Below are 22,158 nucleotides of genomic sequence, written 5' to 3' on the forward strand. Positions count from 1 at the left end.
CGCCCACAGGGGCGCTCTGCACCTGAAAGAGTCGTATCCATGCAGGTCTGGCCTGGCGAGGCGTATCCGCTCGGTGCCACGTACGACGGCGCCGGCACCAACTTCGCGGTCTTCACGGAGGCCGCGGACCGAGTAGAGCTGTGTCTGCTGCACGACGACGGCTCGGAGACGGCGGTGGAACTGCGCGAGAGCGACGCGTTCGTCCGGCACGCGTACGTGCCGGGAGTCATGCCGGGACAGCGGTACGGCTTCCGGGTGCACGGGCCGTACGACCCCGGGCGCGGTCTGCGCTGCAACTCGGCGAAGCTGCTGCTCGACCCGTACGCGCGTGCGATCAGCGGTTCGATCCGCTGGGGCGAGGAGGTGTACGGCTACCACTTCGACGCGCCCGAGGAGCGCAACGACCTGGACTCGGCGCCGCACACGATGACGTCGGTCGTGGTCAACCCGTACTTCGACTGGGGTGACGACCGCCGGCCGCGGCGCGGCTACCACGAGACGGTGATCTACGAGGCCCATGTGAAGGGCCTGACCATGCGGCACCCGGGGCTGCCGGAGGAGCTGCGCGGCACCTACGCGGCGCTCGCGCACCCGGCGATCATCGAGCACCTGGTGGAGCTGGGCGTCACCACGCTGGAGCTGATGCCGGTCCACCAGTTCGTCAACGACCACCGGCTGGTCGACATGGGCCTGAACAACTACTGGGGCTACAACACGATCGGCTTCTTCGCCCCGCACAACGCCTACGCCTCCTGGGGCGACCGCGGCCAGCAGGTCCTGGAGTTCAAGTCGGCGGTCCGGGCGCTGCACGAGGCGGGCATCGAGGTCATCCTGGACGTGGTCTACAACCACACGGCCGAGGGCAACCATCTGGGCCCGACGCTGTCCTTCAAGGGCATCGACAACCCGCAGTACTACCGGCTCACGGACGATCCCCGCTACTACATGGACACGACGGGGACCGGGAACTCCCTGCTCATGCGGTCTCCGCACGTGCTGCAGCTGATCATGGACTCGCTGCGGTACTGGGTCACCGAGATGCACGTCGACGGGTTCCGCTTCGACCTCGCGGCGACGCTGGCCCGGCAGTTCCACGAGGTGGACCGGCTGTCGTCGTTCTTCGACCTGGTGCAGCAGGACCCGGTGGTCTCGCAGGTGAAGCTGATCGCCGAGCCGTGGGACGTCGGCGAGGGCGGCTACCAGGTGGGCAACTTCCCGCCGCTGTGGACCGAGTGGAACGGCAAGTACCGCGACACGGTACGGGACCTGTGGAGGGGCGAACAGCGCGCGCTCGCCGAGTTCGCCTCCCGGCTGACCGGCTCCTCGGACCTCTACCAGGACGACGGGCGGCGCCCGCTGGCCTCCATCAACTTCGTCACCTGTCACGACGGCTTCACCCTGCACGACCTGGTCTCCTACAACGACAAGCACAACCGGGCCAACGGCGAGGACAACCGGGACGGCGAGAGCCACAACCGGTCCTGGAACTGCGGGGCCGAGGGCGAGACCGACGACCCGGCGGTGCTGGAGCTGCGGGCCCGCCAGATGCGCAACTTCATCGCCACGCTGATGCTGTCCCAGGGTGTGCCGATGATCAGCCACGGCGACGAGGTCGCACGCACCCAGCAGGGCAACAACAACGCCTACTGCCAGGACAACGAGCTGTCCTGGGTGAAGTGGCCGGAGGAGGGCTCCGAAGGGCTCGACAGCCGGCTGCTGGCCTTCACGCGCGCGATGGTGTGGCTGCGCAAGGACCACCCCGTGCTGCGCAGGCGGCGCTTCTTCCACGGGCGGCCGGTGGAGGGCACGCACGACGCGCTGTCGGACATCGCCTGGTTCACTCCGGAGGGACAGGAGATGACCCAGCGGGACTGGGACTCGGCGCGGGCCTCGGCGCTGACCGTGTTCCTCAACGGCAACGCGATCTCCGAGCCGGGCGCGCGCGGGGAGCGGATCACCGACGACTCGTTCCTGCTGATGTTCAACGCCTCGCCCGAGACGCTGGACTTCGTGGTGCCGGTCGATCACGGCCGGCAGTGGCAGGTGGTGGTCGACACCGCACGGCCGGACGGAGTACCGCCCGACACGGGCCCGAAGGTGCAGGCCGGCGACCGGCTGACCCTGGTGGACCGGAGCCTGACGGTGCTGCAGCGGCCGGTCTGACCCGGTCGGCACGCACGCGTGGCGGGTGCGATGACACGAAAGGCGGCGGGGCGGGTACGTAGCTCTGCATGACATCTGAGCGATCCCACCCCGTGGTGCCCACGGCCACCTACCGGCTGCAGCTGCAGCCCGAGTTCCCGTTCCCGGCCGCGGCGGCGGCCGTGCCGTACCTGGCCTCGCTCGGTGTCTCGCACCTGCACCTGTCCCCGGTCCTGGAGGCCGTGCCGGGGTCCGCGCACGGCTACGACGTCGTCGACCACACGCGCGTGCGGGAGGAGCTCGGGGGTGAGGAGGGCTTGCGCGCGCTGGCGCGCACGGCGCGCAAGCACGGGCTCGGGCTGGTCGTGGACATCGTGCCGAACCACATGGCGATGGCCCCGCGCCACAACCACGCCCTGTGGGAGGTGCTGCGGGAGGGCCCGAAGTCACCGTACGCGCGCTGGTTCGACATCGACTGGGAGGCGCAGGACGGCCAGGTGCTGCTGCCGGTGCTCGGCGGCCCGCTCGGCTCGGTCCTCGACGAGCTGCGCGTCGACGGCGACGTGCTGCGCTACCACGACCATGTGTTTCCGCTCCGCGAGGGCACCGCGCGGCTGCCGCTGCCGCAGCTCCTGGACGCGCAGTGGTACCGCCCCGGGTGGTGGCGGCTGGCCCGGACCGAGTTGAACTACCGGCGTTTCTTCAGCATCTCGGAGCTGATCGGCGTGCGGGTGGAGGACCCGGAGGTCTTCGAGGCCACGCACGGCAAGATCCTCCAGCTGCTGCACGAGGGCGTCGTCGACGGGCTGCGCGTGGACCACCCGGACGGGCTCGCCGACCCCGACGGCTACCTGGACCGGCTGCACGAGGCGACCGGCGGGCGCTGGACGGTGGTGGAGAAGATCCTCGCGGACGGCGAGCCCCTCCCTGCCTCCTGGCCCGTCGCGGGCACCACCGGCTACGACGCCCTGCGGCACGTCGACGGGCTCTTCACCGACCCGGCGGGCTGCGGGGAACTGCTGGGCCAGTACCGGCGGTTCGCGGCCCCGCAGACGGACCGGGGCGGGGACTGGGCGGCGACCGTGCGGCGGGCCGCGTACAAGGTCCTCACGCACGAGCTGGCCACCGAGGTCGACCGGCTGACCCGGGTCGCGAGCAGGCTGTGCGCCACCTCGCCAGACCCCGGGCTGCGCGACCGCGCCCCCTGGGCCCTGCGCACGGCCCTGAGGGAACTCCTGGTGCGGATGGAGGTCTACCGGCCCTACGCCTCCGGTGACGCCGCCCTGGTGGTCACCGAGGAGGCCGCCGCCGAGGCCCGGCTCGCGTTCGTCGTCCCGGAGGAGGCCGGCGCGGTCGACGTCGTACGCGACCTGGTGCTGGGCCGGGGCGGTGACGGCCCCGAGCACGTGGAGTTCCGCACCCGGTTCGCACAGACGTCGTCGGCGCTGCGCGCCAAGTCCGTGGAGGACACGGCGTTCTACCGGTATGTGCCGCTGCTGTCGGCGAACGAGGTGGGCGGCAACCCGGGCAGCCCGGCCGTCACGCCCGAGGAGTTCCACGCGTACTGCGCGCGCGTGCAGCGCGACTGGCCGGCCACCGGGACGGTCGTCTCCACCCACGACACCAAGCGCAGCGCCGATGTACGGGCGGCCCTGGAGGTGCTCACCGAGTGCCCCGGGCGCTGGGCGGACGTGCTGGCGGAGGTGACCCGTACCGGCGAGGGCGTGCCGGACGCGCAGCTGGCCTGGGCGGCCTGGCAGACGGTGTTCGGGCTCGGTCCGGCGGACGCGGGACGCGTGCGGGAGGCGCTGCTGAAGCACGTGCGGGAGGCGGGGCTCTTCACGAGCTGGACCGAACAGGAACCGGCCTACGAGGAGGCGGTGGCGGCCTTCGTGGCGGCGGGGCCGTGCGGGGCGCCGGGCGAGCACGTCACCGCCCTGCGCCGCGCCCTGGAACCGCACGTCCGGGCCAACGTGCTGGGGACGGCCCTGGTGCACCTGACGATGCCGGGCGTGCCGGACGTGTACCAGGGCACGGAGGCCGAGTACCTGGCCCTCGTCGACCCGGACAACCGGCGTCCGGTGCCCTTCCCACCCGACGATCCGGGCGACAAGGGCGCGCTCACGGCGGCCGCCCTGCGGCTGCGGGCGCGGCGGCCCGGTGCCTTCGGGGAGGCGGCGACGTACGCGCCGCTGACCGCCGAGGGGCCCGCCGCGGACCACTGCGTGGCGTTCGCACGGTCCGGGGAGGTCGTCACGGCGGTGACGCGTCTGTCGCTGCGGCTCGCCGAGGCGGGCGGCTGGCGGGACACGGTCCTGCCCCTGCCCCCGGGGCGCTGGTCCGACGTCCTGGCCCCGGAACGCGCGTTCACGGGGCACGCGCGCGTGGCGGAGCTGTTCGCGTCGGCGCCGGTGGCGCTGCTCGAGCGGGCCGACGCCGGCTGACCGAGCGGTGAGCCGTCCGTCCGGTGGATGCGGACGCGCCGGGCGGCGAATGCTTCCGGGCGCCCCCGGGAGGCTCCCCCGAGGCCACCTTGACAGGTGACGGAGACCGTGGGGTACTGCGGATTGCGAAGCCGGGCGGACGTGACGGGGGTGAGTCTCCTGCCGCAGCTGCGCTACCCCACCGTGGCACAACTCCTCTCGTCCGCAGGAGCCTTGGCCGCGCACCGGCCCGCCCTGTGCACGCTGAGACAGGTCGGCGTCTCGCGGGCCGGGCGGCCCCTGCACCTGCTGTCGGTGGGCCATGCCGGTCGGGCCGTGCTCGTCGTCGCCGGCGCCCACGCCAACGAGCCCGCCGGCGGCTCCACCCTCCTCGCTCTTGCCGAACGGGTCGTAGGGGAACGGGAGTTGCGTACCGACACCTCCTGGCACTTCCTGCTGTGCGCCGACCCGGACGGCGCGAGCCTGCATGTCACCCCGGCGCCGCGCAGCCTGCTCGACTACCACCTCGGTTTCTTCCGGCCGGCCGCCGAGGAGCAGCCGGAGTGGTCGCCGGCGGTGCTGCCGCCGCACCGCCTGCCGCCCGAGACACGGGCGTTGACGGCGGTCATCGACGAACTGCGGCCCTACCTCCAGGTGACCCTGCACGGGACGGACCTGGGTGGCAGCTGGGTACAGCTGACGAAGGACATACCGGGGCTCGCCGAGCCGTTCGCGAAGTCCGCGGCGCAGCTGCACATCCCGGTGGAGACGGGCGCCTCGGACGCCGCGGGCTGGTCCGCCTCCGGGCCCGGGGTCCATGTGATGCCGTCGCCCGACGCGGGGGCCGCGTACCCGAGCATGCCGGACGACGCGCGGCAGAGCACCTGGTACCGCACCCACCGCCACGGCGGCCTCACGGCGGTCGTCGAGGTGCCGATGTGGGCGAGCGACCTGGTGGACGACCCGGCGCCGCATCCGGCGCCCGCCGCGGCGATCCGCCGGCTGGCGCGGCGGCTGCTGCGGGACGGGCTGGAGGTGGAGCGGGTGCTCAGTGACGCGCTGCCGCGCCTGGAAGGTGTCGACGGGCCGATGCTGCGAGCCGCGAGGTGGGCGCTGGAGCTGGTCCCGGGGCTGGCGGCGGACTGGATGCACACACCGCCCGCCGACGACACGATGGCGTACGTCGGCAGCGTGGACGCGTTCGGGCGGCGGCTGCCGCTGCGGGCGGCGGCGATGCTGCTGCGGGTCCTGAAGGAGACCGACGACCGTGCGGCCCCGCACCTGGAACGCCTCGTGGCGACCTGGAGCGAGGCCTTCGCCGAACGCTTCCGCGCCCGCTGGGTGCCGCTGGAGCACCAGGTCGAGCACCAGTCCCGCACGGTCGTGGCCGCGGCCCTGCACGCCCGCGACCAGGCGGAATAGGGACCGTCCCGCCCCTCACCCGTCGAGTGCGAACACCTCCCCCGTGCGGGCCCCCATGGCGCACGTGTTGGCGAAGGTATGGGTGTACGCGACCTCCCGTCCGCTCCACTGGCCGCGCGCCTGCACGGTGACCGGGGCGTAGAGCATCGGGCACATGACGTCCTTGGCCGGCAGGGAGCCGATGTCGCCGTCCACCGCCGCCAGCTCGGCACACGCCTCGGTGGCGTGCGTGTGCCCCATGGGCGGGTCGCACATCAGCAGGGTGCCGCGGGTGTCGCTGGAGCGGGCGTCGCCCCTGGTGACGGTGAGGTAGAGCCAGTTGTCCGGGAGCAACTGGCGGGGCGCCGCCTGCGCCGGAATCGCCGCGGCGAGGAGCAGCGCGGCCGCCAGGAGCCCGCCGCGCGCCGCCTGCGTTGTGGTGCTGATCGTCATTCCAGATGCATCGGCACGGCGGCCCCGGAACCCCAGCCCGACTCACCCGAACGAGAGCACGCGGGCGCGTACCGCTCGGCCAGTTCGAACGCGTGCAGCACGACCCGTGACTGGTACTCGACCTGGCGGGCGACGGGGATCCAGCGCGCCCCGCAGCCGTCGCGGTAGTCGGCGCACCACTCGCCGACTAGCCGGTCCAGGTCGGGCAGCACACCGGCCGGGTCGCGCCCGGACGCGGTGACGAGCTGGTGCAGCAGCCCCGCGGTGCGCAGGGCGAGCCGCCGTCCGGCGATGCGCAGGGCGGCCAGGTGGGCGGTGTTCAGCGGCGGGAGCGGGCGCGCCCCGTCGGCGATGTCGGGGTCCCACGTGTCGGCGAGCCCGGGGCAGACCAGTAAATAGTCGTCCACCGGGGCGAGCAGGCGGGCCGCGTCCGGGGCGCCCGCCACATGGGGGCGCAGCCGCCCGAGGAGCCGTTGCAGGAGCTGTGCGTCGCGCCGCAGGGTGTGGCTGACGGTGCGCAGCACGGCGGCCCGGTCGGCGGGCGGGGAGTCGTCCTCCACGGCGGCCACGCCCCACATGGGGGCCTCGACGATGGCGGTCACCGTGCCGTAGCGGTGCGGGTGGTACCAGGTCGACTCGACGGCGGCCTCGGTGATGGCGGCGGCCAGGTCGCCGGGCCGGGGCGGCGGAATGCGGTAGACGGCGGGGCCGAGGCCGGGCCAGTACAGGGTGTCGTACGAGCCCAGTTCGCGCGGGATGCCGAGGCGGGCCGCGGTGTGGGCCACGCGCCGGGCGAGGCCGGGCAGGTCGTCGGTGAGCTCGACGAAGCCGCCGCCGACGTCGACGCCGTGCAGCGAGCACTGCAGGAAGGGCCGCAGCTCGTCCTGGAGCTCGAGCAGGGTGCGCGTCTCCGGCAGTGCGGCGGCCGCCGCCCCGTCGGGCAGCCATTCGGGCTGTTCGTGGAAGCCGGGCCGGAAGAAGTTCCGGAAGTACCGGCCGAGGGTGTATGGGCCCGACAGCCATCCCTCGTTGCGGCGCAGGCCGTCCGGGTCGAGGGAGAGCAGCAGGTTCCAGGTGGCGTCGGCGCCCTCGGTGTAGCGCGGGTCGGCCAGGGCGCGTTCGGCAAGGCGCAGCACGGTGGCGCCGCCGACGGGTTCGTTGGCGTGCGGTCCGGCGACGACGAGGGCCTGGCGGCTGCCGTGACCGACGGAAAGCAGCCACATGGGGGTGCCGGCCCGGGAGGTGCCGACGCGGCGCAGACGGGCGTCGCGGGGGCGGCGGGCGACGAGTGCCGCGGCCCGCGCGCCGAGCTCGTCGACGGTCGGATAGCGCAGGAGGGGCGGCAGGGCACACCTCCCCGATGCGTGCCGTCGGTTCACCTGACGTACATGGCGTACGCACAGTCAGTCACGAGTCGGGGGTTACGTCAACACCGCGGCGAGGAAGGGTTTTGCGCCATCACAGCAGGTCAACGCCGTGTCATGTTCAGGCCAAAGCTAAGGTGCGACTCAGTCGGCGGCGAGCCGGAAGGACATCCTGCCGAAGCCGACCTGGTCCCCCTCGCGGACGACGGCGGCACCGATGACCCGCCGTCCGTTGACGGTGGTGCCGTTGGTGGAACCGAGGTCCCGCAGCACCCACATGCCTCCCTGGCGGCTCAGCTCGGCGTGCACACGCGAGACGGTCTCGTGGGTCAGCCGCAGCCCGTTGGCCGGATCGCGTCCGATGCGCAGCGCGTGGCCGCTCGCGGGGTGCGGCAGCAGCAGCTTGGGCAGCCGCTCGACCTGCCAGGCCCGGCGCAGCCGTACCGTGAAGCCGGAGACGGCCTCCACGCTGCCGAACACCAGACGGGCCAGGCGGCTCTCCTGGGGCAGGTCGGCGGTGAGCGCGACGAGTTCGTCCGGGCGGCGCGCGGCCAGGGCGAGTTCCATGCGGCGGATGAACGTGTCGTGCGAGAGCCGTCCCATGGCGACGCCGTCACGGAGCACCTTCAGCGCCTTGTCGCGCTCCGCGTCCGACAGCCGCGCGGGGTAGGTGTTGAACTCGAAGGACGACGTCACGTTGGTGATTGTCGGTCAGTGGACCCCGGGTGTCCAGGAAACGAGAAAACCGCAGCCAAAGGCACGTTGATCTCGTTTGAAGCACCGTGGACGGGGCTACATCACGATGAGCAGACGAAGGGGAACCGTCCGTGCAGTTCGAGGTGTGGGCACCGCAGGCCGGCCGTGTGACGCTCCAGTGCGACGGCGCCACGCGCGCGTTGGAGCGCGACCCGGAGCGGGAGGGGTGGTGGCGGGGCGAGGCCCCGGCGGGTGACGGCTCGCGGTACGGGTTCGCACTGGACGACGGCCCGGTGCTGCCCGACCCGCGTTCGCGCAGGCAGCCGGACGGACCGGACGGGCTGAGCGCCGTCGTCGACCAGGGCCGGTACCAGTGGCGCGCCGAGTGGGCCGGGCGCCCGCTGCCGGGCGCGGTGCTGTACGAGCTGCACGTGGGCACGTACACCCGCGAGGGTACCCTGGACGCGGCCGCGGACCGGCTGGACCATCTCGTCGAACTGGGCGTCACCCACGTCGAGTTGATGCCTCTGTGCCCCTTCCCGGGGCGGCACGGCTGGGGTTACGAGGGGGTGTCGCTGTGGGCCGTGCACGAGCCGTACGGAGGCCCCGAGGGGCTGAAACGGTTCGTCGACCGGGCGCACGAGCTGGGCCTGGGCGTGGTCCTGGACGTCGTGCACAACCACCTGGGGCCTTCGGGCAACTACCTGCCGGCCTTCGGTCCGTACTTCACGGACACGCACCACACCCCGTGGGGCTCCGCCGTGAACCTGGACGCGCCCGGCTCGGACGAGGTGCGGGCGTACCTGGTCCAGAGCGCCCTGTCCTGGCTGCGGGACTACCGGATCGACGGGCTGCGGCTGGACGCGGTGCACGCGCTGGCGGACACGCGCGCGTGCCACTTCCTGGAGGAACTGGCGACGGCCGTGGACGCCCTGTCGGGCGATCTGGGGCGGCCGCTGTTCCTGATCGCCGAGTCCGACCTCAACGACCCGCGGCTGATCACCCCGCGTGCGGAGGGCGGCCTGGGCCTGGACGCGCAGTGGAACGACGACTTCCACCACGCCCTGCACACCGCGCTGACCGGCGAGGCGCAGGGCTACTACGCCGACTTCGGGCGGGCGCCGCTCGCCTCGGTCGCCAAGACGCTCACCGGCGGCTACTTCCACGACGGCACGTACTCGAGCTTCCGGGGCCGCCACCACGGGCGCCCGCTGGACACCACGCGCGTGGCCGCGCACCGGCTGCTGGGCTACAGCCAGACCCACGACCAGGTGGGCAACCGCGCCCAGGGCGACCGCCTGTCCGCCTCCCTCTCCCCCGGGCTGCTGGCCTGCGCTGCCGCCCTCGTCCTGACGGCGCCCTTCACTCCGATGCTGTTCATGGGCGAGGAGTGGGGCGCGGGGACGCCCTGGCAGTTCTTCACCGACCACACCGATCCGGAACTCGCCGAAGCGGTACGTCGGGGTCGGCGCCGGGAGTTCGCGGCACACGGGTGGGCGGAGGAGGACGTGCCGGACCCGCAGGACCCGGCGACCCGCGACCGTTCCTGCCTCGACTGGAGCGAGCCGGAGCGTGAGCCCCACGCGCGCGTGCTCGACTGGTACCGCCGCCTCATCGCCCTGCGCCACGAGCAGGCCGACCTCACCGACCCTGACCTCGGCGACATCAAGGTGGCCCACGACGAGGAGGCCCGCTGGATCGCCTTCCGCCGCGGCGACGTCCGCGTCGCGGTCAACCTCGCGAAGGAACCGGCGGCGATCCCCCTGGGCCCCCGCCACGCGGACGTCCTGGCGGCATGGGAACCGGTGGAGCCCCCGGGGGCCGACGGCGTCCTGCACGTCCCCGGGGAGTCGGCGGTGATCCTGCTGCAGGGGTGAGCACACGGCCGGCGCGGCACTAGGGGGTGTTTTGAAAGCCCCGCACAGCACCCACGGCGCCCGGCACACCGAGGCCACGCACCGAACACCGCGGGCACCGCACTGGACTTTCAAAACACCCCCTAGAAGCCCTCGTCCGTGGGCTCTTCCCGGAGTTCCGTCAGGCGCTCCAGGAGGATGGGCTCCCAGGCGCGGCGGAGCTGGATCCTGAGCAGGGGCAGGGCGGCCGTGTCGCGGTGCCCGACGTGTTCGGCGAGGTGGAGGACCGTGTCGCAGCGGGCGAGCCAGAGGCCGCGCAGGCAGGGGCGGGCGCCGTAGCCGGCGAGGGTGGCGGCGCGCACGGCGGCCGGGGAGCCGACGGCGACCGCGAGGCCGGCGATGTCCTCGGCGGGGTCGCCGACGGCCGCGTCGGTCCAGTCGAGGACACCGCGCACCCGGCCGTCGGCGCTGACGACGAGGCGCTCCCCCTTGAGGCCGTGGTGGACGAGCACGGCCGTGCCGGGCTGTGCCGCGAGCTGCACGGCGGCCGGGGCGCTGAGCTGGTGCAGCCGTACCGGGTCGAACTCGTCGGCATCGGCGAGGACGTGAGCGGCCTTCTCGGCGGCCCGGCGCAGGCTCTCCAGCGAGCGCGGGGCGGTGCGCGGGACGCCGAGCGCCTCGGCCTGCCGTACGGGCACCTCGCGCAGCCCGGTGAGCAGCCCCGCGAGGTCGGCCTCGCCGACGGCGGACACGTCGTGCTCCTCCGCCGTGCCGCCGGGCACCTTGGTGTCGAGCGTGTACGACAGCCCCGGCGCCCACTCGCCGTGCGCCACGCTGGTCGGGACGGCGAGCGGCAGGTACGGGCGGACGAAGTCGCGCAGGCGCAGTTCCCGGCGCCGGCGCAGGGCGGCCTCGCGGTCGGGGGCGAGGCGCAGCACATGGCGGGCACCGACCGACCAGGTCCAGTGCCCGCCGCCCTCCGTGACGGGCCGCACCTCCGGCCCGGAGGTCCCCCCGCCGTCCTTGAGCAGGGAACTGACCAGCCGGCGGACGGTGTCCACGGTGGGTGTCGGTGCCTGGGTCATGGTCGCGCCGTTGTCACTCGGGGGTCTGCGGGGGCTCATGGGCTCGCTCAGTCCACTATGACCATCTCGCGGTCGGTGTTGTTGAGCCGGCGGCCGCCGTCCTCGGTGACCGTCACGATGTCCTCGATCCGTACCCCGAACCGGCCGGGCAGGTAGACGCCGGGCTCGACGGAGAAGCACATGCCGGGCACGAGGGGCTGTCGTTCACCTTCGATCATGTACGGCGGCTCGTGCGTGGTGACGCCGATGCCGTGCCCGGTGCGGTGGATGAAGTACTCGCCGTACCCGGCCCGCTCGATGACCGCGCGGGCCGCCCGGTCGACCTCCTGGCAGGCGACACCCGGTTTCACCGCCAGGAACCCGGCCTCCTGCGCCTCGCGCACCACGTCGTGCACCCGGCGTTCCTCGTCGGTGGGCTCGCCCACGTGCACGGTGCGGGAGGTGTCGGAGCCGTAGCCGTCCTTGAGGCCGCCGAAGTCGAGGACGACCATGTCGCCGCGCTCGATGACCCGATCGCCGACCTCGTGGTGCGGGTTGGCGCCGTTGGGGCCGGAGGCGACGATGGTGAAGTCGACCTGGGAGTGGCCGAAGCCGCGCAGCAGTCCGGCGAGGTCGGCGCCCACCTCGGCCTCGGTGCGGCCGGCGAAGGGCACCTTCCTGATCTCCTCGAACGTCGCGTCGGCGGCCGCGCCCGCGGCTTCCATCAGTTCCAGTTCCGCCGCGTCCTTGACGGCGCGCAGCATCGGCAGGGCCTCGGTGAGGGGGGCGTAGCTGGTGCCGGGCAGCGCCCGCTGCAGGCCGAGCAGGTGCATCGCCCAGGCGTTGTCGCTGATGCCGAAGCGGCCGCTGACGTCGAGGAGGGCGGCGGTGGCGGCGTAGGGGTCCTTGCCGTCGGTCCAGTCCCGCAGACTCAGCGCGGACGTCCCGGGCGCCTGCGCGGCGTCGGGGGCCTCCAGCGTCGGGACGATCAGGACGGGCGAGCGGCCGTGGGCGAGCACCAGCAGGGTGAGCCGTTCGGTGGCCGCGGGGGGTGCGTAGCCGGTCAGCCACACCAGGTCCGGGCCGGGAGCCACGAGGAGCCCGGCCAGGCCCACGTCGGCGGCGGCGCGCGCGGCGCGGTCCATCCGGGCCCGGTAGTCGTCGGCGGTGAAGGGCGCGAGATTACTGCCGGTCATCCGGGCCTCCGTGGGCGGTGAAGGGACCACAAGGGACTACGGGCAGCATCCTGCCCGGACAGCCGGGGCGGCGCGACCGGTCTGCGGGTCTTGGGGTGCCCCGACCGGTCGAGTTCGTGGGCTCGAAGTCCGTCCGCCGGCCAGGTGCTGGGCTCGCCCGGGGTCAGGTGACGACTCCGGGTACGGCCGTCAGCTGCTGGTAGCCCCCGCCGCGGTGACGGACGGTCAGGGTGACCTCGACGCCGGGGTGTGCGTGCGCGACGGTGCGGGCCAGGTCGGCGGCGGTGTCGATGCGGGTCCGGTCGAACGCGAGCAGGACGTCGCCGCGGACCAGGCCCGCCGTGAAGGCCGGGCCGGGCACGTGGACGCCGACGATCAGCGCTCCCGGCTTCTGCGCGTCGACGGCCTCGATGCCGAGGGTCGCGACGGCGGGCGCCGGGGACGCGGATGGGCTCGGGGACGCCGTGGGCGACGGCGGGCCGGGGTGCGCCGCCGACGTCAGGTGTGCCCAGCGCTGCAGGTCGGCGAGCTTGCCCATGCCGATCACGGTGACGCCCACGGCGCCGATGCCGACGCCGGACAGCACCAGGACCGTCCCGACGAACAGGCCGAAGAGCACGGCCCTGAGCCGCCGGGCCCTGCGCCGCACGGCGTGCGGACGACGGGGCGGGGTGCCGGGCCGGTCGCCGGCCCCCGGGTCCCGGCCGGGCATCGGCTTGGGTCGCAACGCTGTCTGTTCCATGGATCGCCTCCGGCTGGAGCACTACCCGGAGCACCGGCGCACGACGAGCCACGAACGAGTGAGACTGACCTGCGGTCCGAGGCGGGAAGGCGGCTGCTCCCCGAGGGCGCCCAGCACCCGCGCCAGCGTCGCCGCCGCCCGGCGGGTGCGCCCAGGTACACCAGTTGGGTCCGGTGCACGACGCGCGGGTGGGTGAGGCGGACTGCCGACGTGCCGGGCACGCCGGTGGCCGCCGGCGCGGGCAGCAGGGTCAGGCCGCGGCCCGCGGCGGCGAGGGCGAGGGTGCGGACGTCGGCGCCGTCGTAGCGCAGGGCGGGCTCAGGGCCCTTCTGACGGATCTCCGTGGAGGTAGGAGCGGCGTCGTGGGGGCCCCTCCCGCTCGAGCGCAGCCGGGAGTGGGGGAGTGCGTGCCGGGCGTCGCGACGCCGCGGAGATCCGCCAGAAGGGCCCCGAAGCCCCGGCCGTCGTTGGCGGCGCGGAGGTGGGTGAGCGGCAGGCCCACGTCGGGTGCGTCGATCCAGAGGGCGTCGGCGAGGTCGCCGAGGCGCAGGCCGGGGCGGCGAGCCAGGGGGTGGCCGGCCGGGAGGAGGACACAGACGGGAGCCTCCCCCGCGCCCCGTGTGGTCAGCGGGGCAACGTCGGGCAGCCGCAACGGGTCGCTGGGGGCGGCCAGGCCGTCGACCAGGCCCAGGTCCGCGGCGCCGGTGGCGACGGCGGCCGGGATCTCGTGGCGGGGCATCACGCGGAGCGTCACGCCGGCGACCGGGAGTGCGGCGATGGCCGCCGGGGTGAGCGCGGTGGGGGCGGCGGCGAGCGTGAGCACGTCGGCGGGAGCGGCGGCGGTCCGTAGACGTCGGCCCGGGCCGCCTCCAGACGCAGCAGCGGGCCGGCGTGGGCCAGTGGCCGCTCTTTGGCCACGGTCGGGACGACGGGGCGACGGGTGAGCAGTCCGGACAGGACGAGGACGGCCACGTCCGCATGGCCGAACTCCCCGGCCACCCCTTCTTCCTCGCCTCCCTGTTCCAGCCGGAGCTGTACGAGGACGGCCCGCGCCCGCACCCGATGATCCGGGCACTGGCGCGGGCCGCTGTGGACCACGCGGCGCGGGCGAAGGCCCAGCCCGTGTGACCTCCGTGTGCCGGCCGTGCGCCGGGCCGTCGTCTCAGTGGGCCGCCAGGGCCGCCCGGGGATCCGGCAGGAAGCCGTGGGTGCGGTGGGCGAGGTAGCCGGACTTGTAACGGTCCACCGACCGGTGCCAGTTGAGGATGCCGGCCATCCAGTTCTCCAGGTCCGTCACATAGCCGCGCATGACCTCGCGGGCCTCCGGCGAGAGGTCGAAGTCGTCGTAGACGACGGGCAGTTCGTTGGCGGCGACGTGCTGGAACTGCTGCATGCGCTGGGTCATCAGGTCGTGGACGACGGACAGCGCGGCCGGGTAGTCGATGCCGAAGAAGTTCTGCACGACGAGGATCGCGTTGTGGATCTCGCCCTCGTACTCGATCTCCTTCTGGTACGAGAAGACGTCGTTGAGGAGGCAGGCGTAGTCCACGGCCGCGTTCTCCAGGGAGCGGACCGGGCCGCTGCGGTGGACCTCGGGCGGGACGGCGGGGCCATGACCCGTCCGGCACAGGCTGAGGGTGAGGTCGGAGCCGAAGGTGGCGCGGCGCATCTCCAGGTAGTCGACCGGGTCGGGGATGCGGTTCTGCAACTGGTTGGACAGCTCCCACACCCAGCTCTCGGTCATCACGTCGACGGCGTCCTTGAGGAAGCGCCGTTCGTCGGGGGTCATCTCGGCCGTGGTGCGGGCCCACAGGTCGATCAGGCCGCGTTCCATGCCGTTGACCGGCACCGGCACCGGTTCGCCGTCGACGGGCATGCAGTCCGACAGACGCCGGGTGGTCAGGCGGGCGGCGGCCAGGTCGCGGCGGTGGCCGTACACCAGGGGGTAGTAGTCGTCGCCGTACGTGCCCCAGGCGAGCCACTGCGAGCTGAGGTCGAGGGCCTCGGGTGTGGCGTCCGGGTCGAGGCCGGCCGCGCACAGGGGCAGGTCGGCGGCGGCGAGCCGGTCCTCGTCCCAGACGCCCTCCTGGAGCATGCCCATACCGTGCAGCCAGCCCGTCAGGCGCTCGCGGGCGCCGGGCAGGTGCGGGCTCAGCTCGACCTGGAAGGGCATGGGGAAGTCGGGCAGCAGGGACGGGCCGACCTTCTGGTACGGCACGTGCGTGTACGCGCGCAGGCGCTCGGCGCCGGCCGCCGCGAGCAGTGCGCCGACGTCGGCGGCGGACGTGCCGGGGCCGGTCGGGCCGTGCCACGGGGTGGTGGCACGGGCGCGGGCGTTCATGTAGCGGCTGGAGCGCAGGTGCCATTCGTGGCCGCCGGACTGCCAGTCCTGCAGTCCCTGCGTGTACCTGGCGACGGCGGCGACCTCCGGCGGGGTGAGGCCGTTGTCCAGGGCCAGTGCCGGGACCTCGGTGAGCGCGGTGTGCTCGAACTGGTGGAGCCGGGAGGTCAGCACGTCGTTGACGGTGTCGGCGGCCTCCTGGGTGGTGCAGCCGAAGAAGGTCTCCAGCACGAGCACCCCGTTGCTGAGCTCGCCCTCGTCCTCGACCTCACGCTGGTAGGAGAACAGGTCGTTGCGCAGGTGCACGGCGTCGGAGAAGGTCTCCATCAGGACCCTCAGGGGCCGCGAGCCGGCGACGGACGCCGGGACCTCCGCCGTCGCGTACTCCACGAGCCCCGCCGACCAGGGCGCGCCGCCGACCTTGCGGCGCATCTCGATGTACTCGACGGGGTTCGCGATCCGTCCCTCGTTGATGTTGGACAGCTCCCACAGGGACTCGTTGAGAAGGTGCTCGGTCGCCACGGCGAAACGGCGCCGCCAGTCGGCCGACATCGACGGCACGGTGCGCGTCCACAGGTCGGCGAGGCCCGCCTCGACCGGGTTTCGCGCCTCGGGCATCGGGGTCGTGAGGTCCATCGGCATGAACAGCGGAAGACGGTCCAGGTAGGCCTTGCCGCCGACGCGGTCCTGGGTGCGCTTGAAGGTCTCCAGGAAGTGGTCGTCGAAGAAGAAGACCCACACGTACCAGTCGGTGATCAGGGAGAGCGCGGGGCCGTCGCAGTCGGGGTGGGTGTAGGCGCAGAGCAGTCCGTAGTCGTGCGCGTCCAGGTCGGACTGCTCCCAGATCCCCGACCCCTCCAGCATGCCCATCTCGCGCGCCCACGCGGTCGAGTGGGCGCGCGCCTCGTCGACATGGGGGTTCAGCCGCGCGGGGTACGGCATGTAGAAGTGCGGGAGTTCGAAGGGCTGCTGCGTCATGGCCGGGCCCTACCCAGGCCCCTTCGACGGCACCCACGAGCCGGGACATGATCACACCATCGCGTGAATCGAGCGGAAACCGGGAACAGTGCGCAGGCGTTCCCTTGCCGGGCCCCGGCCCTCACGTCACGGTGGTCCTATGACAGCGTACGAGGCCCCGCCCGTCCCGGACGTCTTCGATCCGCGGCGGTACGCCGCCGGGGTGCCCCACGCCGCCTACCGGTTGCTGCGCGACCATCACCCCGTGGCCTGGCAGGACGAGCCCGAGGTACTGGGGTGGCCGGCCGGCCCCGGGTTCTGGGCGGTGACCCGGCACGCGGACGTCGTACGGGTGCTGAAGGACCCGGAGACGTACTCCTCCCGTCTGGGCGCCACCCAGATCCGTGACCCCGACCCGGCCGACCTGCCGTTCATCCGGCGCATGATGCTCAACCAGGATCCGCCGCGGCACGGCAGGTCGCGGCGCCTGGTCAGCCGAGCCTTCGTACCGGGACGCGTCGACCGGTTCACCGCGGTGGCCCGGGAGCGGGCCCGTGACCTGCTCGCGCGGGCCGTGCGGACGGCCCGGGAGACCGACGGCACGATCGACCTCGTGGCCGCCGTCACCGACGACTACGCCCTCCTCAACCTCTCCGACCTGCTGGGCGTCCCCGACGGGGACCGCGGCCTGCTGCTGCACTGGACACGGCGCGTCATCGGCTACCAGGACCCGGACGAGGCGGGCCCAGCCGTACGCGACGCGGCCGGCCGCCCGGTCAACCCCCGCTCCCCCGCCGCCCTGGGCGACATGTTCGCCTACGCACAGGAGTTGGCCGAGCGCAAACGCCGCCGCCCCGCCGACGACGTGATGACCGTGCTCGCCCAGGACACCGAACTGTCCGACGCCGAACTGGAGATGTTCTTCTTCCTGCTCACGGTCGCCGGCAACGACACCGTCCGCAGCGCGGCTCCGGGCGGCCTCCTGGCGCTGGCCGAGCACCCGGAGGCGTACGACCTGCTCCGCGCGGGAAAGGCCGAACTCTCCACTTCCGTGGACGAGTTGCTCCGCTGGCACCCACCCGTGCTCACCTTCCGCCGCACCGCCGCCGCGGACGCGACCCTCGCGGGCCGCCGCATCCGCGCCGGGGACAAGGTGGTCGTCTTCCACGCCTCCGCCAACCGGGACGAACGCGTCTTCGCGGACCCGGACCGGCTCGACCTGACCCGCACGCCGAACCCGCACGTGTCCTTCGGCGACGGACCCCACGTCTGCCTGGGCGCCCACTTCGCCCGGCTGCAACTACGGGTCCTCTACGAGGAGACGGTGCGCGCCCTGCCGGTGCTGCGGACGGCGGGCCCGGCCGGGCGGCTGGTGTCGAACTTCATCAACGGCATCAAGTCCCTCCCCGTACAGCTGACTTGATGCGGCTCACCCGCGCACCTGGATCAGCGCATGGGTCCCGCCGGTCCGCCAGCGCCGGCCCTCCGCGGCCACCAGCGCGGCCTCCGTGCCGGCGTCGAGACCGGTGATCACGTCGGACTTGAGGGTGCGCAGGGCGGCCACCGGGGTGGGGAACCGGGTGGTCACGTCGGCGAACGGGGTGGTGGGCGGCCAGCGGCGATCGCCCACCAGGCGCCGGTAGTTGAGGTCGCCCTTCACGATGGTCAGCGTGGTCGTGGCCAGGTCGTCGCGGAGGTCGTCGGGCAGGTCCGCGAAGGGCAGCGGGGCGGCTGCGAAGGGGTGGGCGCGCAGGGTGAGCCGGCCGTCGGTCATCGCCGCCCACAGGATCCGGCCGTACGAGGCCGCCGCGCCCGGCGCCCCGGTCAGCCGCCGCAGCGCGTCAAGGACGTCCACGGTCGTGGCGTCGGAGACGTAGTACGGGTACGGCTTGACGTGCAGGACGGCGCCCCGGATGCGGCCCCGGTCGAGGAGATGGGCGATGAGGAGCAGGTCCGGGATGAGTTCTCGGCCCGCGTTGTCCGCGATCAGGGAGAGGGTGGCCGCCCCGGAGGGTGGCAGCAGGGACCACAGGAGTTCGCTGTCGTCGGCGACCAGGCCGGGGGCGGCCTCCTTGGCGTCGGCGCTCGCGTCGGAGAGGCGGAAGCCGAGGTCGGCGCGGTTGCCCCAGAGGGAGCCGTGCAGCAGGGACCGTGCCTGTTCGTCGGCGGTCAGGTCGGCGAGGTCGTCCAGGGCGGCGAGTTCCCCGGCCGTCTCCGACGCGTCGAGCTCGGCCAGCTTGGAGGGGCGGAAGGGGTCGATGCCCTGCCAGGGGCCGGGCGTGAAGTAGCCGACGGCGTCCAGGAGTTGGCGGTAGAAGTAGCTCTCCGACCAGAGCCAGGGCAGGTCGTACCAGGAACGGCCGACGTACTCGGCGAGGCCCCAGCGCGTCCAGCGGTCGCGGTCGTGCGCATCGGGCGGGAGGGATTCGACCGCTCCGTCGACGCAGTTCGCGAGGAGCGCGTCGAGGGCGCGGTGCTGGGCGGGACCGTACGGGAAGGCCTCCCGTACCTGCCGGATGATCGCGGGATGCCGCTCGGCGAGGACGCTATGCGGGAACGAACCCGGCTCGTTGCCGAGGATCACGGGCGCGGACGGGGTGTCGGGCATGCGCCTCACCCTAGGGCCTGCGACCGGTCGGGGCTTCGCGCCTCAGACGCTTCTGATCTCGCGTTCCAGTCGGGCGGTGAGGTTCAGGTAGCGGGCGCGGCGGGTCACCGGGACCAGGCCGCGGATCATGACGTGCCACATCTCGGCGACGCGGCGCGGCTGGCGGGCGACGGGCTCCAGGTGACGGCCCACGACGCGGGTGCCGACGAACCAGCTGACGAGGGCGTGGGCGGTGGCCTCTATGTCGATGTCCGGGTGGATGTCGGACTCCTTGGCGGCGCCGTGGAGTTTGCGGGAGGCGAGGTCGCGCCACTCGGTGAAGGGATGGGTGAGCGGCGGGCGCACCTCGACCGTGCCGGTGGCGAGGCGGAGTCCGGCCCGCTGAACGGGACCCTCCACGGACAGGCGGGAGATGCCGAAGGTGACGCGGATCAGGGTCTCCAGCGAGGAGTAGCCCCGCCCCTCCAGTTCCCTGGTGACCTCGCGCGAGGCCCGCGCCTGGAGTTCCATGATGGCGTGCGCGAGGTCCTCCTTCGCCGCGAAGTGGAAGTACAGAGCGCCCTTGGTGACCTGGGCGTGCTCGACGATGTCGCTCAGGCTGGTCGACTCATAGCCGTGACGGTCGAACAGGTCTGCTGCGGCCGTGATGATCGTCGCGCGGGTCTGTTCGGCACGTAACTGCCTCACCATCGGCTGAACACTCCTGGGGCTGGGAAAACGGGTTGAGCAGTATGTTTCTCACTCTCCGTACACGATAACTCACCGCGTGACGGCGCCGTTGGCATATTTACTCAAGGGCGACCGGCGTTGCCCGGGCGGGAGTTGGGGGCGCGCCGGACATCTCCGAGGAAGGCAGCGTATGCGGTACGGCCGTCCACGTCGCGGGCATACCGCGACACGTGTCACCTGGTCGGTTGAGGCATGCCCCCTCCTCGCTCCCCCCACAGCGGACGCAGGCACAACAGTACGAGGCGACCGGTTGGTTTGCCAATGGGACGTGGGCTTACACCAACTCGGAGTGATACGAGGCCACTTGCGGAAACGTCGACGTTCCCCGGAGCGAACGGGCAGCGGACGACCCCGGTGCCGGGGCGTGAGTGAACGAACTGGCGCGATTTCGCGTACTCCACAGGAGCAGCCTGTTCCCGCCTGTCCCCAGTCGGCCGAGGAGACGTTCCGGATGGCCCGGATGACCGCACACCGCACCGCCCTGACGGCCGCCCTCGTGACCCCGTTCCTGCTGCCGCTGTGGGCAGCGAGCCCGGCGCAGGCGCACGGCGCGCCGACGGATCCGGTCAGCCGCGCCTACGCCTGCTCCCCGGACGGCGGGGCGAACGCGAAGTCGGCGGCCTGTAAGGCGGCGGTCGCCGCGAACGGCGCCCCGTTCACCTTCTGGGACAACGTAAGGGTCTCGGACGTGAACGGGCGGGACCGTCAGACCATCCCGGACGGAAAGCTGTGCAGCGGCGGACTGCCGGACTTCAAGGGTCTCGACCTCGCCCGCTCCGACTGGCCGTCGACGAGCCTGGCACCGGGCGCGACGCTGAAAATGACGTACGCGGCGCCGATCCCGCACCAGGGAACCTTCAAGTTCTTCCTCACCAAGCCGGGTTACGACCCCACGAAGCAGCTGACCTGGTCCGAACTGCCCGCCCAGCCGTTCGCATCCGTCAAGGACCCGGCACTGACGGGCGGCGCGTACCACCTCACGGCGAAGCTCCCGGCGGACCGCGCCGGGCGTCACGTGCTCTTCACGATCTGGCAGACCAGCAGCACGCCGGACACGTACTACTCCTGCTCGGACGTGGTGTTCGGGGCGGCGAGGGGCAGCGGCACGGCGGCAACGACGCCGGCGAGTGGCAGCACCCCGTCGCCGACGGCCGGAAAGGACCGTATCCAGGCGAGCCCCACGCAGACGGCAGCGGAGGCGACTTCGGTGCCGTCGCAACCCGACAGCACTCCCGTCGCCTCCACCGAGACCGCGGACTCAGGCCCGTCCGCGCCACTGCTGGCGGGCGGCGCCGCCGCGGTGCTGGTACTCACCGGGGGCGCCGCCCTGGCCCTGCGTCTGCGTCGACGCTGAACCGTACGACCGCGAAGGTCAGTTGACGAAGACCGGCGCGCCGTTGTCGCTCACCGGGGCGTACTTGGCGGTGAAGTAGCCGCTGCTGAAGCAGAGCGAAGAGCCGGACGTCTTGGTGAACTGCTGGTTGGTGAAGTTGATGCTGGTGTCACCGTTGCTCGCCGTGCCGGTCAGGCTGGGGGCCTGGTAGACGCAGGTGATGCTGCCCAGCAGGGTCTTCAGCTTGACCGTGGTCTGGATGGTGGAGCCGCTCCCGGGCGCCACGGACAGGGTGCCGTCGGAGGCCACGGTGGTGGTGTACGGCAGGTTGTCGACCGTGATGCTGGTGACGCCCGTGACACCGAGGACGTTGCTGGTGCAGCTGCTGCTGTCGAAGGTCTGCCCGCCGACGGACTCGGTGGCGGTGCCCGGCGCGGAGGGGTTGTCCGTGACCGTGGCGGTGAACGTCGACGACTTGCAGCTCACGCCGCTGGTACCGGTCGCGCTGGAGTACAGCGTGGCGGTGGTGCCGCTGGCCAGGGGCGCGGTCAGGACGTCACCGACGGCGACGGGGGTGCCGCCGGTGGAGCCGGTGGTCAGGACCGGGGTGTCGGCCGCCGACGCCGGCATGGCGGCCGGGATGGAGAGGGCGGCGACGGTGCCGACGAGGGTGAGGAGGGTGCGAGTGCGCATGCGAGTGCCTCTTTCGGAAGTGGGGGTTGAGGGTGGGTGGGGCGTGGGGGTCGCTGGAAGTGGGGGGAGCGAGTCGGCGTTGGGGGGGGGCCGGGGGGGGGGGGCCCCAACAAATAAAAAAAACCCCCCCCCCGCCCCCACCCCCCGGCCCCCCCCCCAA

General features: G+C 72.9%; 16 protein-coding genes and 2 pseudogenes. 7 read left to right on the forward strand and 11 right to left on the reverse strand.

Going from position 1 to position 22,158, the window contains the following annotated elements:
- Window positions 1-39: 39 nt before the first annotated feature.
- From glgX to ACIRVK_RS05150, 3 genes are all read left to right on the forward strand, one after another.
- Window positions 40-2,163, forward strand: coding sequence for a glycogen debranching protein GlgX (gene glgX, locus ACIRVK_RS05140; protein WP_404244022.1), 2,124 nt, complete (start codon window positions 40-42; stop codon window positions 2,161-2,163).
- Window positions 2,164-2,231: 68 nt separating this feature from the next.
- Entirely contained in the window at window positions 2,232-4,586 is a 2,355-nt protein-coding gene (gene treY, locus ACIRVK_RS05145; RefSeq protein WP_404244023.1) for a malto-oligosyltrehalose synthase, read from the forward strand.
- A gap of 150 nt (window positions 4,587-4,736) precedes the next feature.
- The gene (locus tag ACIRVK_RS05150; protein WP_404244024.1) at window positions 4,737-5,987 is read left to right on the forward strand and encodes a M14 family zinc carboxypeptidase; all 1,251 of its coding nucleotides are present in this window, start codon (window positions 4,737-4,739) and stop codon (window positions 5,985-5,987) included.
- A gap of 15 nt (window positions 5,988-6,002) precedes the next feature.
- Here the strand turns inward: ACIRVK_RS05150 and ACIRVK_RS05155 are convergent, their stop codons facing one another.
- The 3 genes from ACIRVK_RS05155 to ACIRVK_RS05165 form a co-directional block, all read right to left on the reverse strand.
- On the reverse strand, window positions 6,003-6,419 hold the full coding sequence (locus ACIRVK_RS05155; RefSeq protein ID WP_404244025.1) for an SSI family serine proteinase inhibitor: 417 nt from the start codon (window positions 6,417-6,419) through the stop codon (window positions 6,003-6,005).
- Entirely contained in the window at window positions 6,416-7,798 is a 1,383-nt protein-coding gene (locus tag ACIRVK_RS05160) for a M14 family zinc carboxypeptidase (RefSeq protein ID WP_404244026.1), read from the reverse strand. The genes ACIRVK_RS05155 and ACIRVK_RS05160 overlap by 4 nt, the downstream gene beginning before the upstream one ends.
- A 129-nt stretch (window positions 7,799-7,927) precedes the next feature.
- Complete coding sequence (locus ACIRVK_RS05165; RefSeq protein WP_404244027.1) at window positions 7,928-8,479, reverse strand: FHA domain-containing protein; 552 nt, start codon at window positions 8,477-8,479, stop codon at window positions 7,928-7,930.
- 131 nt (window positions 8,480-8,610) lie between these two features.
- Here ACIRVK_RS05165 and treZ point away from each other — a divergent pair, with 131 nt between their 5' ends.
- Window positions 8,611-10,356: a malto-oligosyltrehalose trehalohydrolase gene (gene treZ / locus ACIRVK_RS05170; protein WP_404244028.1), complete on the forward strand. Its 1,746-nt coding sequence runs from the start codon at window positions 8,611-8,613 to the stop codon at window positions 10,354-10,356.
- A gap of 122 nt (window positions 10,357-10,478) precedes the next feature.
- On the opposite strand, the gene ACIRVK_RS05175 is transcribed toward treZ, so the two are convergent.
- From ACIRVK_RS05175 to ACIRVK_RS05190, 4 genes and pseudogenes are all read right to left on the reverse strand, one after another.
- The gene (locus ACIRVK_RS05175) at window positions 10,479-11,420 is read right to left on the reverse strand and encodes a phosphotransferase family protein (protein WP_404244029.1); all 942 of its coding nucleotides are present in this window, start codon (window positions 11,418-11,420) and stop codon (window positions 10,479-10,481) included.
- A gap of 47 nt (window positions 11,421-11,467) precedes the next feature.
- The gene (locus ACIRVK_RS05180) at window positions 11,468-12,595 is read right to left on the reverse strand and encodes an aminopeptidase P family protein (RefSeq protein WP_404244030.1); all 1,128 of its coding nucleotides are present in this window, start codon (window positions 12,593-12,595) and stop codon (window positions 11,468-11,470) included.
- A gap of 163 nt (window positions 12,596-12,758) precedes the next feature.
- Window positions 12,759-13,337, reverse strand: coding sequence for a PDZ domain-containing protein (locus ACIRVK_RS05185; protein WP_404244032.1), 579 nt, complete (start codon window positions 13,335-13,337; stop codon window positions 12,759-12,761).
- Between the two features lie 451 nt (window positions 13,338-13,788).
- Window positions 13,789-14,285, reverse strand: a pseudogene (locus ACIRVK_RS05190) (LysR substrate-binding domain-containing protein); the annotation flags it as partial.
- Between ACIRVK_RS05190 and ACIRVK_RS05195 the strand changes: the two are divergent.
- Window positions 14,286-14,465 (forward strand): annotated as a pseudogene (locus ACIRVK_RS05195) (hypothetical protein); the annotation flags it as partial.
- A 34-nt stretch (window positions 14,466-14,499) separates the two neighbouring features.
- Here the strand turns inward: ACIRVK_RS05195 and cyc2 are convergent.
- On the reverse strand, window positions 14,500-16,656 hold the full coding sequence (gene cyc2 / locus ACIRVK_RS05200; protein WP_404244033.1) for a germacradienol/geosmin synthase Cyc2: 2,157 nt from the start codon (window positions 16,654-16,656) through the stop codon (window positions 14,500-14,502).
- Between the two features lie 139 nt (window positions 16,657-16,795).
- Here cyc2 and ACIRVK_RS05205 point away from each other — a divergent pair, with 139 nt between their 5' ends.
- Window positions 16,796-18,058: a cytochrome P450 gene (locus ACIRVK_RS05205; RefSeq protein WP_404244034.1), complete on the forward strand. Its 1,263-nt coding sequence runs from the start codon at window positions 16,796-16,798 to the stop codon at window positions 18,056-18,058.
- A gap of 6 nt (window positions 18,059-18,064) precedes the next feature.
- On the opposite strand, the gene ACIRVK_RS05210 is transcribed toward ACIRVK_RS05205, so the two are convergent.
- The gene (locus tag ACIRVK_RS05210) at window positions 18,065-19,243 is read right to left on the reverse strand and encodes a damage-control phosphatase ARMT1 family protein (RefSeq protein ID WP_404244035.1); all 1,179 of its coding nucleotides are present in this window, start codon (window positions 19,241-19,243) and stop codon (window positions 18,065-18,067) included.
- A gap of 42 nt (window positions 19,244-19,285) precedes the next feature.
- Complete coding sequence (locus ACIRVK_RS05215) at window positions 19,286-19,933, reverse strand: ScbR family autoregulator-binding transcription factor (protein WP_404244036.1); 648 nt, start codon at window positions 19,931-19,933, stop codon at window positions 19,286-19,288.
- 490 nt (window positions 19,934-20,423) lie between these two features.
- Here ACIRVK_RS05215 and ACIRVK_RS05220 point away from each other — a divergent pair, with 490 nt between their 5' ends.
- On the forward strand, window positions 20,424-21,326 hold the full coding sequence (locus ACIRVK_RS05220; protein ID WP_404244037.1) for a lytic polysaccharide monooxygenase: 903 nt from the start codon (window positions 20,424-20,426) through the stop codon (window positions 21,324-21,326).
- 18 nt (window positions 21,327-21,344) lie between these two features.
- On the opposite strand, the gene ACIRVK_RS05225 is transcribed toward ACIRVK_RS05220, so the two are convergent.
- A complete protein-coding gene (locus ACIRVK_RS05225) occupies window positions 21,345-21,998 on the reverse strand; it encodes a Tat pathway signal sequence domain protein (RefSeq protein WP_404244038.1) in 654 nt (217 codons plus the stop codon).
- Between the last annotated feature and the right edge of the window lie 160 nt (window positions 21,999-22,158).

The sequence above is a fragment of the Streptomyces sp. NPDC101152 genome, assembly GCF_044768275.1.
In the GTDB taxonomy this organism is placed as follows: domain Bacteria; phylum Actinomycetota; class Actinomycetes; order Streptomycetales; family Streptomycetaceae; genus Streptomyces.

What these genes read in the sequence shown, in the direction of transcription:
- ACIRVK_RS05215 (WP_404244036.1), bottom strand. Translation starts at nt 19,933, where the DNA reads ATGGTGAGGCAGTTACGTGCCGAACAGACCCGCGCGACGATCATCACG.
- glgX (WP_404244022.1), top strand. Translation starts at nt 40, where the DNA reads ATGCAGGTCTGGCCTGGCGAGGCGTATCCGCTCGGTGCCACGTACGAC.
- treY (WP_404244023.1), top strand. Translation starts at nt 2,232, where the DNA reads ATGACATCTGAGCGATCCCACCCCGTGGTGCCCACGGCCACCTACCGG.
- ACIRVK_RS05155 (WP_404244025.1), bottom strand. Translation starts at nt 6,419, where the DNA reads ATGACGATCAGCACCACAACGCAGGCGGCGCGCGGCGGGCTCCTGGCG.
- ACIRVK_RS05220 (WP_404244037.1), top strand. Translation starts at nt 20,424, where the DNA reads ATGGCCCGGATGACCGCACACCGCACCGCCCTGACGGCCGCCCTCGTG.
- ACIRVK_RS05225 (WP_404244038.1), bottom strand. Translation starts at nt 21,998, where the DNA reads ATGCGCACTCGCACCCTCCTCACCCTCGTCGGCACCGTCGCCGCCCTC.
- ACIRVK_RS05210 (WP_404244035.1), bottom strand. Translation starts at nt 19,243, where the DNA reads ATGCCCGACACCCCGTCCGCGCCCGTGATCCTCGGCAACGAGCCGGGT.
- cyc2 (WP_404244033.1), bottom strand. Translation starts at nt 16,656, where the DNA reads ATGACGCAGCAGCCCTTCGAACTCCCGCACTTCTACATGCCGTACCCC.
- ACIRVK_RS05175 (WP_404244029.1), bottom strand. Translation starts at nt 11,420, where the DNA reads ATGACCCAGGCACCGACACCCACCGTGGACACCGTCCGCCGGCTGGTC.
- ACIRVK_RS05180 (WP_404244030.1), bottom strand. Translation starts at nt 12,595, where the DNA reads ATGACCGGCAGTAATCTCGCGCCCTTCACCGCCGACGACTACCGGGCC.
- ACIRVK_RS05205 (WP_404244034.1), top strand. Translation starts at nt 16,796, where the DNA reads ATGACAGCGTACGAGGCCCCGCCCGTCCCGGACGTCTTCGATCCGCGG.
- ACIRVK_RS05185 (WP_404244032.1), bottom strand. Translation starts at nt 13,337, where the DNA reads ATGGAACAGACAGCGTTGCGACCCAAGCCGATGCCCGGCCGGGACCCG.